The sequence below is a fragment of the Pseudomonas sp. PF05 genome, from assembly GCF_056521845.1.
The window spans coordinates 44,878-61,852 of the sequence record NZ_JBWLPW010000026.1; the positions used below are offsets into that span (position 1 = coordinate 44,878).

Genomic DNA, 16,975 nt, shown 5'->3' on the forward strand with positions numbered 1-16,975 from the left:
CCACGCTTGACGATCAAATGAAAACAATTATCAAATGGAGCCTTCTTAACAGGTGGCTGAGGATACTTGGCCAGGCTCGGTCCTGTGAAAAACTTCTTTGAGGAAGCTGCCCGATGCGCCTGAACATCCGCGTTGTTGCGCTCTGTGTCGCACTGTTGGCCGGCCAGGGGGGCGGCGCGGCCGAATTGCCGCAACGCTGGGTCAGCGCCGGCGGCGCCGTGTCGGAGTGGGTCAGTGCACTGGGGGGCGAGTCGAAGCTGGTGGGCGTGGACTCAACCAGTCAGCATCCTGAATCCTTGCGGGCCTTGCCCAGTATCGGCTATCAGCGACAGCTATCGGCGGAGGGTGTGCTGAGCCTGCGTCCGCAGATCCTGGTCGGCACCGAGGAAATGGGGCCGCCGCCCGTGCTGGCGCAAATTCGCAGCGCCGGCGTGCAGGTCGAACTGTTCTCGGCCACACCAGAACTGGCGGCCCTGCAGGGCAATTTGCAGCACTTGGGGCAATTGTTGGGAGCCGAGGTCGAGGCGGCGCGGTTGTTCGACCTCTATCAAAAACAGCTCGCCCAGCAACAGACCCGGGTGGCCGAAGCCCAGCGCAAACAAAAGGCTCCCGGCGTATTGCTATTGGTGGGCAGTTCCGGCGGCAAGCCACTGGTTGCTGGCAGGGGCACTTCCGCGGATTGGCTGTTACAGCAGGCCGGCGGTCACAACCTGGCGACCCACAGTGGTTACAAATCTTTTTCCGTGGAAACCCTGGCCAGCCTGAATCCGCAAGTACTGGTCTTTGCTGACCGTGCCTTGAGCGGTGAAAAGGCGCGTGCGGCACTGTTCAGGGAAAACCCGATTCTTTCCTCGACCCGGGCCGCCAGGGACGGGCGTGTCATGGAGCTTGATCCGACGCTGCTGGTAGGCGGGTTGGGCCCGCGGTTGCCACAAAGCTTGGTGACACTGACGGCAGGCTTCTATCCGGCGGCGTCGGCCATGGCGCCATGACCGCGTTGGTCAAATCACGCCCCTTATTTATCGGCCTGGGCTTGCTGTGTCTGCTGGCGACCTGGCTGTCCCTGGCCCTGGGGCCGGTGAGCTTGCCGCTGCTCGACACCTTGCGCGCCGCCTTGCGCCTGTTGGGCTTGCCGGTGGCCGCCGATGGTTTGGAGCAGGCCGAACTGATCCTCGGCCAGATCCGTTTGCCGCGCACCTTGCTGGGGTTGGCGGTGGGCGCGGTATTGGCGTTGTCCGGTGTGGCGATGCAGGGGCTGTTTCGCAACCCACTGGCCGACCCGGGGCTGGTGGGTGTATCCAGCGGTGCGGCACTGGGCGCCGCGTTCGCCATTGTCGGTGGCTCGGCGCTGGGTGGGTTGCCCGAAGCCTTTGGTCCCTACGTGTTGTCGTTGTGTGCATTCCTTGGCGGGCTCGGCGTTACGGCGCTGGTCTATCGTCTCGGCCGCCGCAACGGCCAGACCCATGTCGCGACTATGCTCCTGGCCGGTATTGCCCTGACCGCACTGTCCGGTTCGGCCGTCGGCCTGTTCACCTACCTGGCGGACGACGCGACCCTGCGCACCTTGACGTTCTGGAACCTGGGCAGTCTCAACGGCGCCAGCTATGCGCGGTTGTGGCCGCTGTTGCTGGTCAGCGCTGGTGTGGCGCTCTGGCTGCCTCGCCGGGCCCGGGCGCTCAATGCGTTGTTGCTGGGGGAGTCCGAGGCTGCCCACCTGGGTGTTAATGTCGAAGGCCTCAAGCGTGAACTGGTGTTTTGTACGGCCTTGGGGGTTGGCGCAGCGGTGGCGGCTGCGGGCATGATCGGCTTTGTCGGGCTGGTAGTGCCGCATCTGGTGCGGCTGGTGGCGGGCCCTGACCACCGCGTGTTGCTGCCCGCTTCGATGTTGGCGGGTGCCAGCCTGCTGTTGTTCGCCGATCTGGTGGCGCGCCTGGCACTGGCCCCTGCGGAATTGCCGATCGGCATTGTCACGGCTTTTATAGGCGCGCCGTTCTTCCTTTATCTATTGGTGCGAGGGCGCGCCTGATGCTGCGAGCGCAGAACCTGCACATTCATCGTGGTCGCAAGACGGTGCTGGCGGACGTCGATCTGGCGCTCAACCCTGGCGAAGTACTCGGAGTGCTTGGGCCTAACGGCGCAGGTAAAAGTACTTTGCTGGCGGGGCTGTGCGGCGAATTGCGCCCGGCCCAGGGGCAGGTCTGGCTCGATGACCGGCCACTGGCCCAGTGGCAGGGTGCCGAGCGCGCCCGTCGCCTGGCGGTCTTGCCGCAGTCCTCGACCCTGGATTTTGCCTTCCGTGTCGAGGAAGTCGTCGGCATGGGACGCCTGCCGCACCAGAGTGGTCGGCTGCGCGACGAGCAAATCGTCGCCTCGGCGCTGCAAGCGGCAGACGCCGCGCATCTGCATGGTCGCAGTTACCTGGCGCTGTCCGGTGGCGAGCGTCAGCGGGTGCATCTGGCGCGGGTGTTGGCACAGTTGTGGCCAGGTGAAGCGGGGCAAACCCTGTTGCTGGACGAGCCAACCTCGATGTTGGACCCACTGCACCAGCACACCATCCTTCAGGCGGTGCGTGAGTTCGCCAGTCGCGGCGCTGCCGTGCTGGTGATCCTGCATGACCTGAACCTGGCGGCGCGTTATTGTGATCGCCTGTTGCTGCTCGCGTCCGGTCGGCCGGCGGCCCTGGACACGCCTCGGCACGTGCTGCGCCCGGAACCCCTCAAGGCGGTGTTTGGCCTGGACGTGCTGGTGCAAGACCATCCGGAGCGTGGGCATCCATTGATCATTGCCCGCTGAGAGGGCACCCTGGAGGATACGGACGTGCGTCTGCTCCTGATTCTGGCATTGAGTGTACTGACGGCGTGTCAGAGCATCGCACCGCCCCCGCTCGGCGGGCGAATCCGTGATTTGCACAATGGCCAGGCCGTGACGCCCCAGGCATTGGTCGAACGCCTGGCCAAGGCGCCTCGGGTGGTGGTGGGAGAGCGGCACGACAATAGCGATCACCACGCACTGCAGGTATGGCTGCTCCAGGCCCTGGCCGGGCAGCGGGCCCAGGGCAGCCTGTTGCTGGAAATGCTCACCCCCTCCCAGCAGTCACGCGTTGATTCGGTCCGCCAGCTACCCGCCTTGCCAAAGGACCTGCCCGGTGCACTGGACTGGTCGCCGGGCTGGGATTGGAGCCTGTATGGCCCCGTCGTCGAGTTTGCCCTGGCGCAACGCTATCCGTTGCTGGCCGCCAATCTGGACGCCGCCGAGATCCAGCGTTTCTATCGACAAGCGCCGGGCTTGATGGGCACTCGCTCCAATGCCGCTACTGTGAAGGACGAGTTGTTGGGGCAAATCCGTGAATCCCACTGCGGTTTGCTGCCAGAGTCGCAAATGCCGGCGATGCTGGCCGTGCAGCAACAGCGCGATCGACGCATGGCCGAGCGCCTGCTGCAAGCGCCGACACCGGCAATGTTGTTCGCCGGTGCCTGGCACGCTCGAAAAGACGTCGCTGTGCCGCTGCATGCGTTGGATCTTGGCGCCAGCGAGGCACCCATCGTGCTGATGTTGGCCGAGGAGGGCAGTGAAGTGACGTCGGCCATGGCCGATTACGTGTGGTACACGCCGGCCATGCCGCCACAGGATTACTGCGCGCAGATGCGCAAATCCTACCCAGCCCCGTAGGCGCTGGTGAAGGCTGTGATCTTTTGATCTTTTGATCTTTTGATCTTTTGATCTTTTGATCTTTTGATCCTTTGATCTTTCGCTTGAGATTCGGGTGTCTGGGGAAAGATCGCAGCCTCGTTGCACTCGACAGCTCCTACACGGCTCCTGCACGGCTCCTACGGGGCGGTGTGGTTCTTCCAGGCAAAAAAAGACCCGGCAAAAGCCGGGTCAAATAACCGTGATTAGCCTGATGAGGAGATATCTGAGAGTCCGAACCAAGGGCTGTTCAAATATCGACCAGTCTCGCGACCGGATGTGGTAATCATAGCGATTCTCATTACCATGTCAAACATTGTTTGACGATTTGTCGAAATAACCTCAAGGCCAGGGTTTTCGCTGGCAACGAAAGGGGGGTCAGGCCTTGTGGCGTGTCGAAATGGCATCCAGTTGTTTATTCAGGGCGTCTTTGCGCTCGGCGGGGATGTCATTCCAATGCACGTCCATCAACGCGCCCTCGATGGCGTACAGCAACACCTTGGACGCCCGGAAGCCACGCGTGCGCACGGCGCGATAGGCGTCCACCGCGCCGAGCCGGCGTAGATCGGAAGCGCTGTGGATGCCCACGGCGTGCAGCCACTGGGCTGATGTCTTGCCCAGATTCTTCAGGTGTTGCAGTTCATCATTCATCGAGCCTCCTTGCGACGGCCGATCGGTGCAGTGGGCAAGCTTCTGAGCAGTGTAGCGGTCAGTAGGAAAAGCGTGATTCTTTGGTGGGATTCGATGCAAAAGCTTCTAATGCATTACGCACGATGGGGTGGGAAAAGGCCGCACTCTCCAGCGCAAGCGGGGGCGCTGGAGATCCGTTCGGTGGTGGCAAGTCCGCGCGTTGGCCGACTTGGTTTACCTGTCAGCGGGTGCGGTAGCGCAGGCGGGTGCCGAAGTTCATCGACATCAGGATCTCGTCCGCAGACAGTTCGGGCGGGAAGTAGGCTCCAGAGATTTGTGCATGGGCCAGGCTCGCGCCTTCCAGTGAAGACTTGCGAAAATCGATACCACGCAGGTCGGCGGAGCGGAAGTAGGCGTCGCTGAAGTCAACGTCGTCCGCGTTCAGTTCCCGCAGGTCAAGGCCACGAAAGTCGCCGCCGCGCATGTCGACCAGGCCTTGTGGACGTTCGTTGTTGAACCCGGCGATATCATCTTTGCGCAACAAGGCATAAAGCGGGGTATTGAGAAGCTTGGGAAGGCTCATTTCATATCACCTGTTGGTTTTATGACGCCAGTATAGTGCCACTATTTGACGGCCGTGAAGTCGGGCATCGGTTCACGGCCGAAATAGTTAACTACAGGCCTGGCAGGCGTTGACGGATCTGCGCGACCACGATGTCGAGTGTGCCGCTTTCGTTGGTTTGGACCCGTTTGCTGCAGAGAATTTCCGCTGGGGTCAGGGCTTCACGGCTGGATTGTTGTGCGGCAATGACCGCCAGGTTCGCATCGGAGGGGTCTTTCTGGTCGGCCTGACGCTGCGCCAGGCGGCTTTCGATGACCGCTTGCGGCGCCTCGCAATCGAGGATCAGGAACGGAGCACCCGTGGCCTCGGCGATTTTCGCCGCTGCGTCGCGCTGATCACGCTTGAGGTAAGTGGCATCGATCACCACCGGGAATCCGGCGTGCAGGATCACTGCGGCGATTTCATGCAGGCGAGCGTAGGTCGCGCTGCTGGCATCGCTGTTATAAATGCCGGCCTGTGGATCGTTGGGGACCTGTTGCTGGCCGAACAGGCGCTTGCGCTCCACGTCCGAACGCAGGCGGATGGCGCCCAGCGCCTCTACCAGGCGCATCGCGACATGGCTTTTGCCAACGGCCGAAACGCCGTGGGTGATGGCCAGGAAGCGCGAAGGAATGGTGCTGTAGCTCTCGGCCAGGTTGGCGTAGTTGCGGTACTGGCGCAGGGTGGTGGCCCGCTGCACCGGATCGGCTTCGGCTGGCATGCTGAACAGCGCGACTTTTGCCCGGACGAGGGCGCGATAGGCTTTATAGAAGTTCAACAGCTCCAGGCCCTGGTAATCACCGGTCAGTTCCAGGTATTGGCTGACGAAACGCCGCGCCAGCGACTTCAGGCCGCGGTCTTCCAGGTCCATTGCCAGGAACGCGGTGTCGGCGTAGACGTCGGTGAAACGGAACGGTTCGTTGAACTCGATGCAATCGAAAATCACCACCTTGCCGTCGATCACGGTGGCGTTGCCCAGGTGGATATCACCGTGGCATTCGCGGATGAAACCTTCAGCCTTGCGCTGGGTGAGCAGCGGCTTGAGGCGTTCGAAACTGCTTTCGGCCCAGGCTTGCAAGGCTTCGAGTTGCAACAGGTCGGCCTTGTCGTTGAGGAAAGGGCGGATCTGTTCGAAGTTCTGCAGCACCGGTGCCATCACGCTTTGCGGGGTGCCAGCGTCGTTTTCGGCGGGCACCTTGGGCGTGGAAAGGTGGAACTGGGCGATCTGCGTGGCCATCTCGTCGATGTGCGCGGTGGTCAGTTCGCCGTTGGCTTGCAGCGTGCTGAGCAGTTGGCTCTGGGGGAACTGACGCATCTTCAGGGCGTATTCGATGGCCGGGCCGTCGCCACCCAGCTGTGGCGCTTCGGCGCTGCCGGTAATCGGCAGGACCTCCAGATACAGATCCTGGGTCAGACGCTGGTTGAGGCGCAACTCTTCGTCACAGAAATGCTGGCGCGCCTCGAGGCTGGTGAAATCGAGGAAGCCGAAGTTGACCGGTTTTTTGAATTTGTAGGCGTATGGCCCAGTGAGCAATACCCAGGAAATATGGGTTTCGATGACCTGAAACCCTTCAACGGGATGCGGGTAGAGGGCCGGGTTTTGCAGGGCAGCGATCAGGGATTGGCTCACGGGCGGTCCTTCAGAGTCTGGAAAAATTCGAGGTCGTCATTATGGCGGCAAGCGACGCGAACGCAAACCGGATGACCTGTGTGGCTGGGCTCATGTTGAACCGCGACAAAGTGCGTATAATCCGCCGCCATGACTCGTACCCGATCTCCCCGTACCCCCAAGAAACCACCCGCCAGCCGCCTGCGGCCCTGGATGGGCTGGGCCCTTAAACTCAGTCTGGTGGGCCTTGTCGTGCTCGCCGGTTTTGCGGTCTATCTCGATGCCGTGGTCCAGGAGAAGTTCTCCGGCAAGCGCTGGACCATTCCGGCCAAGGTCTATGCCCGGCCGTTGGAGCTGTTCGTCGGACAAAAGCTGAGCAAGGACGATTTCCTGACCGAACTCGATGCCTTGGGTTATCGCCGTGAAAGCGTGGTCAATGGCCCGGGGGAGGCCTCGGTCAATGGCAATACCATCGACCTCAACACCCGTGGCTTCCAGTTCTATGAGGGCCTGGAGCAGGCGCAACCGGTGCGGGTGCGTTTTTCCGGCGATTATGTCGCTGCACTGACCGGCGCCAAGAACGCCAGCCTGTCGGTGGTGCGCCTCGAGCCACTGCTCATTGGTGGCCTGTACCCCAAGAACCTCGAAGACCGGATCCTGATCAAGATCGACCAGGTGCCGCCGTTCCTGCTCGATACGCTGATCGCCGTCGAAGACCGCGACTTCTACCATCACTTCGGCGTCTCGCCCAAATCGATTGCCCGGGCCATCTGGGTCAACACCTCCTCGGGCCATATGCGCCAGGGCGGCAGTACCCTGACCCAACAATTGGTCAAGAACTTCTACCTGACCAACGAGCGCAGCCTGACCCGCAAGTTGACCGAAGCCATGATGGCGTTGTTGCTGGAGTTGCACTACGACAAGCGGGAGATCCTGGAGGCCTACCTCAACGAGGTATTTATCGGCCAGGACGGTCAACGGGCGGTGCACGGTTTCGGCCTCGCCAGCCAGTTCTTCTTCAGCCAGCCGCTGTCCGAGCTCAAGCTGCATCAGGTGGCGCTGCTGGTGGGCATGGTCAAGGGGCCGTCTTCCTACAACCCGCGGCGTAATCCGGAGCGTGCCCTCGAACGGCGCAACCTGGTGCTCGACCTGCTGCAACAACAGGGTGTGGCGACGGCCGAGCAAGTCGAGGCAGCGAAAAAGATGCCGTTGGGCGTGACCAAGCGTGGCCGTCTGGCAGACAGTTCGTTCCCGGGCTTCATGGACCTGGTCAAGCGTCAGTTGCGGGAAGACTATCGCGACGAAGACTTGACCGAAGAAGGCCTGCGCATCTTCACCAGTTTCGACCCGATCCTGCAGATGAAGGCTGAAGCTTCGGTCAATGACACCTTCAAACGGTTGGCCGGGCGCAAGGGCTCTGATGAAGTTGAAGCCGCGATGGTGGTGACCAACCCGGAAACCGGTGAAGTCCAGGCCATGATCGGCAGCCGCCAGGCCAGTTTCGCCGGCTTCAACCGAGCCCTGGATGCGGTGCGTCCGATTGGCTCGCTGATCAAGCCGGCGGTGTACCTCACCGCCCTGGAAAAGCCGAGCCAGTACACGTTGACCAGTTGGCTGTCGGACGAGGCGTTCTCGGTCAAGGGCGCGGATGGCCAGGTCTGGAAGCCGCAGAACTATGATCGTCGTTCCCACGGCACGGTGTTCCTGTACCAGGGGTTGGCGCATTCCTACAACCTGTCGACGGCTCGCCTCGGGCTGGAAGTCGGCGTGCCGAACGTACTCAAGACCCTGGCGCGCCTGGGGGTGAGTCGCGAATTCCCGGCGTTTCCATCGATGTTGTTGGGGGCCGGTGGCCTTACGCCGATCGAAGTGGCGGCCATGTACCAGACGCTGGCCAACGGTGGCTTCAATACGCCGATGCGCGGGATCCGCAGCGTCCTGACCGCCGATGGCGAGCCGCTCAAGCGTTATCCGTTCCAGATCCAGCAACGTTTCGACCCAGCCTCCATTTACCTGATCCAGAGCGCGATGCAGCGGGTCATGCGTGAAGGCACCGGCAGCTCGGTCTATAACGTGCTGCCCCGGACCCTGACCCTGGCGGGCAAGACCGGCACCAGTAACGACTCGCGCGACAGCTGGTTCGCCGGTTTCAGCCAGGACCTGCTGGCGGTGGTCTGGCTCGGACGTGATGACAATGGCAAGACCCCGTTCACCGGTGCCACCGGCGCGCTGCAGGTCTGGACCAGTTTCATGCGCAAGGCCGATCCGTTGCCGCTGGACATGCCGCAACCGGACAACATCGTCCAGGCGTGGGTCGATTCGCGTACGGGGCAAGGTTCCGATGCCAATTGCCCGGGTGCCGTGCAGATGCCGTATATTCGCGGCAGCGAACCGCCACCCGGTGCAGCCTGTGGCGGCACCAATCCCGCCGAATCGGTGATGGATTGGGTCAAGGACTGGATGAATTAAGCAAAGAGGGCTTCAAGTGAACAAGTGGTTGATTCCAGCGGTAACGGCCGTGGCTTTGCTCAGTGGTTGCTCTACCGTACAACGCGGTTCGATTCCGGTCGTTGATTCCGGCACCGCTGTGTCCAACAGCGAGCGCGTCTCGGCCAACGGCGGTTTCCGTCAAACGACAGTGAAGCGGCCGGCGCAGGGCCAGGTCCAGGCAATCCCGCAGGGCGACACCGGTGTCGTCGTGATGGTGCCTGGTGGCGGCGCGACGACCTCGGCGCCGATCAGTGGCACGCCGATCACGCCGGGCCCGATCATCCCGGGGCCTATCGAGACCTCGCCGATCGATCAGGGTAGCTACAGCATGCCTTCGACGCCGAGCAGCATCCCGTCGGCAGGAGCCGGTGGTTTGTCCGCCGATGAACAACTGGACGGCCCGGTGCTGGCCCTGCTGACCACGGCGCAACAGCAACAGGCCGGCGGCGACCTCAATGGTGCGTCTTCCAGCCTGGAGCGTGCCCAGCGTGTGGCACCGCGCGAACCCCAGGTGCTTTATCGCCTGGCCCAGGTGCGCATGGCCCAGGGCGATGCGCCGCAAGCCGAACAGCTGGCCCGTCGTGGCCTGACACTATCCAGTGGTCGCCCGGCACTTCAGGCCAGCCTGTGGGAATTGATCGCTCAGGCCCGTGAGAAACAGGGCGATTCCGCTGGTGCGGCATTGGCCCGTCAGAAGGCCAAGGTTTCGCTCTGATGGATACGCGTTTTCCTCAGATCGCCGATCAGTTGCTGTTGATCGAGCGGGAACTGCGGGTCCAGGGCTGGTGGAGCGATGTTTCGCCTTCGGCGCAGGCACTGGCCAGTGTCGAGCCGTTCGCGGTCGACACCCTGGACTTCGAGCAATGGCTGCAATGGATTTTCCTGCCCAGGATGAAAGCCATCCTGGAAAACGACCTGCCGCTGCCCAACGCCTCGGGCATCCTTGCCATGGCCGAGATGGTCTATGCCCAGCGGCCAGGGCAGGGGATGGAGTTGCAGCGGCTGCTGGCGCAGTTCGATCAGTTGATCAGCAACGCCGGCTGACCGACGTTACTGACAGTTCTCCTCGATTTGCTTGCGGGTCTCGTCGATCCGCAGGCGCCGCTCTTCATCGGTGAGGCGGCGCATTTCTCCTTCCACGTCTTCGCGAACCCTGGGGTTGTTCTGCAATTGTGCCAGGTTGGTCCGGGCCTGTTCGCAGAACGCCTTGAGTTGGGCTTGCTGCTCGGCAATCTCTTTCTTGACCTGTTGGTCGATGGCCTTCTGGTCGCCAATGACCCCGCCAGACGGCGGTGCCGCCGGTTTGGCGGGAGGCGGGGCGGACTTGATCACGGTTGTGGCCTCCGTGCCTTCGGGCGGCTGGGCGCTGAAGTGGGTAACGCCTTGGGCGTCCACCCATTTGTAGATCTGACCGGCCATGCACATCGGGCTCAGGCCAACCAGCAGGCTGGCCGTCAAGAAGATCATTCGCATGCTGTTTCCTTGTCATGGGTTGCGCAATTGAAGCTAACACAGTTGCCGTTTAAAGGTTTTTTCTTGCGTTCTCATGCGCTTACTTCGAATAAAGCACATAGACGACTTGACTTGAAGGAGGCGAAACAGAAGAATCCAAAGTCCGCTGTAGAGGGACTGCCAGAAGCAGACCCACTCGGCAGATCATGAGGCGCACATCCGCGCCGACCTGTTACACCCGCAACGCGTTACCTCGCGCTGGGTGGGAAAGGCCCGCAACACTTGGGACGATCCCAATACTTGCTCAGTCAGTGCTGACGTAGTCGGCGACCACCGTCGCTCATGCTCTGCCGAGAAGTAAACCTATTAAGACCCGTCCCTTTCTTGTGGGTCGGTATTCTGGCGTTTTAGAGGTGAACAACGTGGAGCTTTTATCTGGCGGTGAGATGCTCGTCCGCTTTTTGCGTGACGAAGGCGTCAAATATATCTACGGGTACCCCGGTGGTGCTCTTCTTCATGTCTATGATGCCCTGTTCAAAGAACCGGAAGTGACTCACATCCTGGTTCGTCACGAGCAGGCGGCCACCCATATGGCTGACGGCTATGCCCGTGCCACCGGCAAGGCCGGCGTGGTACTGGTGACTTCCGGTCCAGGCGCCACGAACGCCATCACCGGTATCGCCACCGCGTACATGGACTCCATCCCGATGGTGATCATCTCCGGCCAGGTGCCCAGCACCATGGTCGGCACCGATGCATTCCAGGAAACCGACATGATCGGTATCTCCCGGCCGATCGTGAAGCACAGCTTCATGATCAAGCACGCGTCGGAAATCCCGGAAGTCATGAAGAAGGCGTTCTACCTGGCAGAATCCGGGCGTCCGGGCCCGGTCGTGGTCGATGTCCCGAAAGACATGACCAACCCGGCCGAGAAGTTCGAATACATCTTCCCGAAAAAAGCCAAGCTGCGTTCCTACAGCCCGGCCGTACGCGGCCACTCCGGGCAAATCCGCAAGGCAGCCGAAATGCTGCTGGCGGCCAAGCGCCCTGTGCTGTACTCCGGTGGTGGCGTGATCCTCGGCGGTGGCTCCGCGCCGCTGACCGAACTGGCGAAAATGCTCAATCTGCCGGTCACCAATACGCTGATGGGCCTGGGCGCGTTCCCGGGCACCGACCGTCAGTTCATCGGTATGCTCGGCATGCACGGCAGCTATACCGCCAACCTGGCGATGCACCACGCCGATGTCATCCTGGCGGTCGGCGCACGTTTCGACGACCGCGTCATCAATGGTCCGGCGAAATTCTGCCCGAACGCCAAGATCATCCACATCGACATCGACCCGGCGTCCATCTCCAAGACCATCAAGGCAGACGTGCCGATTGTCGGTCCTGTAGAGAGCGTGCTGACCGAAATGGTCGCCATTCTCAAGGAAATCGGCGAGGTTCCGAACAAGGAGTCCGTGGCCAGTTGGTGGAAGCAGGTTGATGAATGGCGCGGCGATCGTGGGCTGTTCCCTTATGACAAGGGTGACGGCAGTGTGATCAAGCCGCAGACCGTGATCGAAACCCTGTGCGAAGTGACCAAGGGCGATGCTTTTGTGACCTCCGACGTGGGCCAGCACCAGATGTTCGCTGCGCAGTACTACAAGTTCGACAAACCCAACCGCTGGATCAACTCCGGCGGCCTGGGCACCATGGGCTTCGGTTTTCCGGCGGCCATGGGCATCAAGTTGAGCTTTCCAGAGGCTGATGTCGCCTGCGTCACGGGCGAGGGCAGCATCCAGATGAACATCCAGGAACTGTCCACCTGCCTGCAATACGGTTTGCCGGTGAAGATCGTGATCCTGAACAACGGTGTGTTGGGGATGGTTCGCCAGTGGCAGGACATGAGCTATGGCAGCCGTCACTCGCACTCGTACATGGAATCGTTGCCTGATTTCGTCAAGCTGGCAGAGGCCTACGGTCACGTTGGCGTGCGCATCACCGAATCGAAGGATTTGAAGTCGAAGATGGAGGAAGCGTTCGCCATGAAGGATCGCCTGGTGGTGATCGATATTGCGGTCGACACCAGCGAGCACGTCTACCCGATGCAGATCAAAGACGGCTCCATGCGCGATATGTGGCTGAGCAAGACGGAGCGTACCTAATCATGCGACATATTATTTCCCTGCTTCTGGAAAACGAACCGGGTGCTCTGTCTCGTGTTGTGGGCCTGTTCTCGCAGCGCAACTACAACATCGAAAGCCTGACCGTGGCGCCAACCGAAGACCCGACCCTGTCGCGTCTGACGCTGACCACCGTAGGGCACGATGAAATCATCGAGCAGATCACCAAGAACCTGAACAAGCTGATCGAGGTGGTCAAGCTGGTGGACCTGTCGGAAAGCGCTCACATCGAGCGTGAACTGATGCTGGTCAAGGTCAAGGCCACCGGCGCCCAGCGCGCCGAGATCAAACGCACTACCGATATTTATCGTGGGCAGATCGTCGATGTCAGCGCCAGCGTCTATACCGTTCAGTTGACCGGTACCAGCGACAAGCTTGACAGCTTCATTCAATCGATCGGCACTGCCTCGATTCTGGAAACCGTACGCAGTGGCGTCACCGGGATTGCCCGTGGCGACAAAGTATTGAGCGTTTAAACCAAATTTGCGAATGGCCTGAACGGCCGGATAGAGAGGAAATTCATGAAAGTTTTCTACGATAAAGACTGCGACCTGTCGATCATCCAGGGCAAGAAAGTCGCCATCATCGGCTACGGTTCCCAGGGTCACGCCCAAGCGTGCAACCTGAAAGATTCCGGTGTTGACGTGACTGTCGGCCTGCGTAAAGGCTCGGCCACCGTTGCCAAGGCCGAGGCCCACGGCCTGAAAGTGACCGACGTGGCTTCTGCCGTTGCTGCAGCCGACCTGGTCATGATCCTGACCCCGGACGAGTTCCAATCGGCGCTGTACAAGAACGAAATCGAACCGAACATCAAGAAAGGCGCCACCCTGGCCTTCTCCCACGGCTTCGCGATCCACTACAACCAGGTCGTGCCACGTGCCGACCTCGACGTGATCATGATCGCGCCGAAGGCCCCGGGTCACACCGTGCGTTCCGAGTTCGTGAAAGGCGGCGGTATCCCTGACCTGATCGCGATCTACCAGGATGCGTCCGGCAATGCCAAGAACGTGGCCCTGTCCTACGCTGCTGGCGTGGGCGGCGGTCGTACCGGCATCATCGAAACCACTTTCAAGGACGAGACCGAAACCGACCTGTTCGGCGAACAAGCCGTTCTGTGTGGCGGTACCGTGGAGCTGGTCAAAGCCGGTTTCGAAACCCTGGTTGAAGCAGGCTACGCGCCAGAAATGGCCTACTTCGAGTGCCTGCACGAACTGAAGCTGATCGTTGACCTCATGTACGAAGGCGGTATCGCCAACATGAACTACTCGATCTCCAATAACGCCGAATACGGCGAGTACGTGACCGGTCCGGAAGTCATCAACGCCGAATCCCGCCAGGCCATGCGCAACGCCCTGAAACGTATTCAGGACGGCGAATACGCCAAGATGTTCATCAGCGAAGGTGCTACCGGCTATCCTTCGATGACCGCCAAGCGTCGTAACAATGCCGCCCACGGTATCGAAATCATCGGCGAGCAACTGCGCTCGATGATGCCGTGGATCGGTGCCAACAAGATCGTCGACAAAGCCAAGAACTAAGTCGCGAGCTTGATCGAAAAAACGCGGCTTCGGCCGCGTTTTTTCGTTTGGGCGGTGGCTTCTGGTATAAAGCTGCATCGTTTGCGGGCGAACCGTCGTCCCAGACATCTGTCGAATTTTTCACACCGTTGCAAGGTATTGTCCATGAGCGAACGTCCCGACGAGCCAAACCAGGCTCCTGACGCCGAAAGCCTGTTGCCCATCGATGAACACGTCGAAGAAGGCCATGACGCTGAAGGCCGTAAGGTCCGGCATCGTGGCATCTATCTGCTGCCGAACCTGTTCACCACCGCGAACCTGTTCGCCGGTTTCTATTCCATCATCAACTCCATGAGTGCCCAGGCTGCCTTGAGCGCTGGCGATAGCGCAGGGGCGAGCCGTTACTTCGCGTTCGCCGCCATTGCGATCTTCGTCGCCATGGTGCTCGATGGTCTGGACGGGCGCGTGGCCCGCATGACCAATACCCAGAGCGCGTTCGGCGCCGAATACGATTCGCTGTCCGACATGGTCGCCTTTGGTGTGGCTCCCGCCTTGCTGGCGTTCGGCTGGGCGCTGGGGGACATGGGCAAGGTCGGCTGGATGGTTGCCTTTGTCTATGTGGCGGGTGCGGCGTTGCGCCTGGCTCGTTTCAACACTCAGGTCGGCAAGGCCGACAAACGTTACTTCATCGGCCTGGCCAGCCCGGCCGCGGCGGGTGTCGTGGCAGGCGTTGTCTGGGCATTCAGCGATTACGGGATCCAGGGTTCAAAAATGTCGTTCCTGGTGGCGCTGCTGGTTGCGGCGGCCGGGATGCTGATGGTCAGCAACATCAAGTACAACAGCTTCAAGGAGCTGGACCTGAAGGGCCGTGTGCCGTTCGTGGCGATTCTGGCGGTGGTGCTGGTGTTCGCAGTGGTGTTCAGTGATCCACCGCGTATCCTGCTGTTGGTGTTCCTGGGCTATGCCGCCTCCGGACCGGTGCAATACTTGTTGCGTCTTCGCCGACGCTAAACGTTGCCTTAATGTAATTTCACCCATACTCCGCAGTCTATTGGTGCATCTGCCCTCCAATACTGCGGAGTTTTTATGCTGATCAAGATCCCCAAGTCCTCCGACTGCCGTGAATCGGACGTCACGCCCGAATCCCTCTATCTCTCCCGTCGGCAAATGCTCGGTGCAACCCTGGCTGGCCTCGCCGTCAGCAGCTTGCCTCAATGGGCCAGTGCTGCCGATGCGGCGCGTTATGCCGATGTCGAGCCCGGCAAGGCGCCGTCCTGGTTTGCCGAGAAACTGCCTTCAGTCCAATGGGGTGCGATCACGGTCAAGAATGAGCCCATCACGCCGTTCAAGGACGCAACCCATTACAACAACTTCTATGAGTTCGGAACCGACAAGGGAGACCCGGCAGCCAATGCTGGATCGTTGAAGACCGAGCCCTGGAGCGTGGTCGTGGACGGGGAGGTGGGCAAGCCGGGACGCTACGGGTTGGAAGACTTCATGAAGCCATATCAACTGGAAGAGCGTATTTATCGATTGCGCTGTGTCGAGGCCTGGTCGATGGTTATTCCGTGGATTGGCTTCCCCATCTCTGCATTGCTCAAGCAGGTTGAGCCGACCTCCAAGGCCAAGTACATCCGCTTCGAAACCCTGCAGGATCCCAAGGTCATGCCGGGGCAGCGTTCCGGTTTCGCCTTGATCGACTGGCCGTATGTCGAAGGCTTGCGATTGGATGAGGCCATGAATCCGCTGGCCATTCTGGCGGTGGGAATGTACGGACGGGAGTTGCCGAACCAGAACGGCGCGCCGCTGCGGTTGGTGGTCCCATGGAAATACGGTTTCAAAAGTGTGAAGTCCATCGTACGTATCAGTCTGGTGAGCGAGCAGCCGAAGACGACTTGGCAAAGCATTGCGTCTGACGAATATGGTTTCTATGCCAACGTCAATCCGACGGTTGATCATCCGCGGTGGACCCAGGCGCATGAGCGTCGTTTACCAAGCGGGCTGTTCAGTCCCAATGTTCGCGATACGTTGATGTTCAACGGCTATCAGGATGAAGTCGCTTCTTTATATACAGGGATGGACCTGAGGAAGGACTACTGATGCGTTTTCCAGTCTGGCGAATTAGCGTTTTCATCGCGGCGGCAGTCTGGCCGCTGTTCTGGCTTTACGAGGCCTTGATGAACTCGCTGGGTCCTGACCCGGGCAAGGTGCTGGTGGATCGGCTTGGGTTGGGCACGCTGATCCTGCTGTTGATCACCTTGAGCATGACACCGCTGCAAAAGCTGACGGGATGGGCGGGGTGGATTGCGGTCAGGCGGCAGTTGGGGTTGTGGTGCTTTGCTTATGTGGTGCTGCATTTGAGTGGGTATGCGGCGTTCATACTGGGATTCGACTGGTCGCAGTTGGGCGTCGAGCTGAGCAAACGGCCTTACATTATTGTCGGGGCCCTTGGGTTTCTTGGCCTATTGGCGCTGGCGGTTACATCCAATCGCTACAGTCAGCGGCGGCTTGGCGTGCGCTGGAAGAAATTGCATCGCCTGGTCTATCTGATTCTGGGGCTTGGGTTGCTGCATATGCTGTGGATCGTGCGGGCGGATCTGAAGGAGTGGGCGATATACGCCTTCATAGGGGCCGTACTGTTGATGCTAAGAGTCCCGCCAGTTATGCGCCGGATCCCGCGTTTACTGGGCAGGAAAGTGCCTTCTGCAACAAAAGCGTAATTAGGGGTTGACGGCAGATTCTGGAAGTCTATAATTCGCCCCACTTCCGGCGCAGTCGAAACGGAAAACTCCTTGAGATTCAATGAGTTAAGTAAGTTTCGAAA

General features: G+C 60.5%; 17 protein-coding genes. 13 read left to right on the forward strand and 4 right to left on the reverse strand.

The window, feature by feature from the left end; all coding sequences use genetic code 11:
* The first annotated feature begins 113 nt into the window (after positions 1–113).
* Genes AC09SL_RS27730 through AC09SL_RS27745 form a run of 4 tightly spaced genes read left to right on the forward strand, consistent with a single transcriptional unit; the run spans position 114 to position 3,669 of the window.
* Positions 114–992, forward strand: coding sequence for a heme/hemin ABC transporter substrate-binding protein (locus AC09SL_RS27730; RefSeq protein WP_058542234.1), 879 nt, complete (start codon positions 114–116; stop codon positions 990–992).
* A gap of 50 nt (positions 993–1,042) precedes the next feature.
* Positions 1,043–2,026: a FecCD family ABC transporter permease gene (locus tag AC09SL_RS27735; protein WP_193034317.1), complete on the forward strand. Its 984-nt coding sequence runs from the start codon at positions 1,043–1,045 to the stop codon at positions 2,024–2,026.
* The gene (locus AC09SL_RS27740; RefSeq protein ID WP_058542149.1) at positions 2,026–2,793 is read left to right on the forward strand and encodes a heme ABC transporter ATP-binding protein; all 768 of its coding nucleotides are present in this window, start codon (positions 2,026–2,028) and stop codon (positions 2,791–2,793) included. The genes AC09SL_RS27735 and AC09SL_RS27740 overlap by 1 nt, the downstream gene beginning before the upstream one ends.
* A 24-nt stretch (positions 2,794–2,817) precedes the next feature.
* Complete coding sequence (locus AC09SL_RS27745; protein WP_058542148.1) at positions 2,818–3,669, forward strand: ChaN family lipoprotein; 852 nt, start codon at positions 2,818–2,820, stop codon at positions 3,667–3,669.
* A 396-nt stretch (positions 3,670–4,065) separates the two neighbouring features.
* Here AC09SL_RS27745 and AC09SL_RS27750 read toward each other — a convergent pair whose 3' ends face one another.
* The 3 genes from AC09SL_RS27750 to AC09SL_RS27760 form a co-directional block, all read right to left on the reverse strand.
* A complete protein-coding gene (locus tag AC09SL_RS27750) occupies positions 4,066–4,338 on the reverse strand; it encodes a TfoX/Sxy family protein (protein WP_058542147.1) in 273 nt (90 codons plus the stop codon).
* A 220-nt stretch (positions 4,339–4,558) separates the two neighbouring features.
* Positions 4,559–4,900, reverse strand: a complete 342-nt coding sequence (locus tag AC09SL_RS27755; protein WP_058542146.1) for a pentapeptide repeat-containing protein — start codon at positions 4,898–4,900, stop codon at positions 4,559–4,561.
* Between the two features lie 91 nt (positions 4,901–4,991).
* Positions 4,992–6,548 carry a bifunctional aminoglycoside phosphotransferase/ATP-binding protein gene (locus AC09SL_RS27760; RefSeq protein ID WP_058542145.1) on the reverse strand — a complete coding sequence of 519 codons (1,557 nt, stop codon included), beginning with the start codon at positions 6,546–6,548 and terminating at the stop codon, positions 4,992–4,994.
* 129 nt (positions 6,549–6,677) lie between these two features.
* Between AC09SL_RS27760 and mrcB the strand changes: the two genes are divergently transcribed.
* Genes mrcB through AC09SL_RS27775 form a run of 3 tightly spaced genes read left to right on the forward strand, consistent with a single transcriptional unit; the run spans position 6,678 to position 10,061 of the window.
* Entirely contained in the window at positions 6,678–8,996 is a 2,319-nt protein-coding gene (mrcB, locus tag AC09SL_RS27765; RefSeq protein ID WP_058542144.1) for a penicillin-binding protein 1B, read from the forward strand.
* A gap of 16 nt (positions 8,997–9,012) precedes the next feature.
* A complete protein-coding gene (locus AC09SL_RS27770) occupies positions 9,013–9,732 on the forward strand; it encodes a tetratricopeptide repeat protein (protein WP_058542143.1) in 720 nt (239 codons plus the stop codon).
* Positions 9,732–10,061 (forward strand): YqcC family protein, encoded by a 330-nt coding sequence (locus AC09SL_RS27775; RefSeq protein ID WP_058542142.1) that lies wholly within the window; start codon positions 9,732–9,734, stop codon positions 10,059–10,061. The genes AC09SL_RS27770 and AC09SL_RS27775 overlap by 1 nt, the downstream gene beginning before the upstream one ends.
* A gap of 6 nt (positions 10,062–10,067) precedes the next feature.
* Here AC09SL_RS27775 and AC09SL_RS27780 read toward each other — a convergent pair whose 3' ends face one another.
* Entirely contained in the window at positions 10,068–10,490 is a 423-nt protein-coding gene (locus AC09SL_RS27780) for a DUF4124 domain-containing protein (RefSeq protein WP_058542141.1), read from the reverse strand.
* A gap of 401 nt (positions 10,491–10,891) precedes the next feature.
* Here AC09SL_RS27780 and AC09SL_RS27785 point away from each other — a divergent pair, with 401 nt between their 5' ends.
* The 6 genes from AC09SL_RS27785 to msrQ all read left to right on the forward strand — a co-directional run bounded on the left by AC09SL_RS27785 (position 10,892) and on the right by msrQ (position 16,871).
* Positions 10,892–12,616 (forward strand): acetolactate synthase 3 large subunit, encoded by a 1,725-nt coding sequence (locus tag AC09SL_RS27785; RefSeq protein ID WP_003205612.1) that lies wholly within the window; start codon positions 10,892–10,894, stop codon positions 12,614–12,616.
* A 2-nt stretch (positions 12,617–12,618) separates the two neighbouring features.
* Positions 12,619–13,110, forward strand: a complete 492-nt coding sequence (ilvN, locus tag AC09SL_RS27790) for an acetolactate synthase small subunit (RefSeq protein ID WP_057450890.1) — start codon at positions 12,619–12,621, stop codon at positions 13,108–13,110.
* A gap of 45 nt (positions 13,111–13,155) precedes the next feature.
* The gene (gene ilvC / locus AC09SL_RS27795; RefSeq protein ID WP_003185459.1) at positions 13,156–14,172 is read left to right on the forward strand and encodes a ketol-acid reductoisomerase; all 1,017 of its coding nucleotides are present in this window, start codon (positions 13,156–13,158) and stop codon (positions 14,170–14,172) included.
* Between the two features lie 144 nt (positions 14,173–14,316).
* Positions 14,317–15,162 (forward strand): CDP-diacylglycerol--serine O-phosphatidyltransferase, encoded by an 846-nt coding sequence (pssA, locus tag AC09SL_RS27800; RefSeq protein WP_058542140.1) that lies wholly within the window; start codon positions 14,317–14,319, stop codon positions 15,160–15,162.
* Positions 15,163–15,237: 75 nt separating this feature from the next.
* Positions 15,238–16,251 carry a protein-methionine-sulfoxide reductase catalytic subunit MsrP gene (msrP, locus tag AC09SL_RS27805; protein WP_058542139.1) on the forward strand — a complete coding sequence of 338 codons (1,014 nt, stop codon included), beginning with the start codon at positions 15,238–15,240 and terminating at the stop codon, positions 16,249–16,251.
* Positions 16,251–16,871, forward strand: coding sequence for a protein-methionine-sulfoxide reductase heme-binding subunit MsrQ (gene msrQ / locus AC09SL_RS27810; RefSeq protein ID WP_058542138.1), 621 nt, complete (start codon positions 16,251–16,253; stop codon positions 16,869–16,871). The genes msrP and msrQ overlap by 1 nt, the downstream gene beginning before the upstream one ends.
* Positions 16,872–16,975 lie beyond the last annotated feature (104 nt).

Excerpts from the sequence above, each read along its gene's own strand:
- AC09SL_RS27780 (WP_058542141.1), bottom strand. The coding sequence starts at position 10,490 with ATGCGAATGATCTTCTTGACGGCCAGCCTGCTGGTTGGCCTGAGCCCG.
- mrcB (WP_058542144.1), top strand. The coding sequence starts at position 6,678 with ATGACTCGTACCCGATCTCCCCGTACCCCCAAGAAACCACCCGCCAGC.
- ilvC (WP_003185459.1), top strand. The coding sequence starts at position 13,156 with ATGAAAGTTTTCTACGATAAAGACTGCGACCTGTCGATCATCCAGGGC.
- AC09SL_RS27755 (WP_058542146.1), bottom strand. The coding sequence starts at position 4,900 with ATGAGCCTTCCCAAGCTTCTCAATACCCCGCTTTATGCCTTGTTGCGC.
- ilvN (WP_057450890.1), top strand. The coding sequence starts at position 12,619 with ATGCGACATATTATTTCCCTGCTTCTGGAAAACGAACCGGGTGCTCTG.
- msrQ (WP_058542138.1), top strand. The coding sequence starts at position 16,251 with ATGCGTTTTCCAGTCTGGCGAATTAGCGTTTTCATCGCGGCGGCAGTC.
- AC09SL_RS27775 (WP_058542142.1), top strand. The coding sequence starts at position 9,732 with ATGGATACGCGTTTTCCTCAGATCGCCGATCAGTTGCTGTTGATCGAG.
- AC09SL_RS27750 (WP_058542147.1), bottom strand. The coding sequence starts at position 4,338 with ATGAATGATGAACTGCAACACCTGAAGAATCTGGGCAAGACATCAGCC.
- msrP (WP_058542139.1), top strand. The coding sequence starts at position 15,238 with ATGCTGATCAAGATCCCCAAGTCCTCCGACTGCCGTGAATCGGACGTC.
- pssA (WP_058542140.1), top strand. The coding sequence starts at position 14,317 with ATGAGCGAACGTCCCGACGAGCCAAACCAGGCTCCTGACGCCGAAAGC.
- AC09SL_RS27740 (WP_058542149.1), top strand. The coding sequence starts at position 2,026 with ATGCTGCGAGCGCAGAACCTGCACATTCATCGTGGTCGCAAGACGGTG.
- AC09SL_RS27730 (WP_058542234.1), top strand. The coding sequence starts at position 114 with ATGCGCCTGAACATCCGCGTTGTTGCGCTCTGTGTCGCACTGTTGGCC.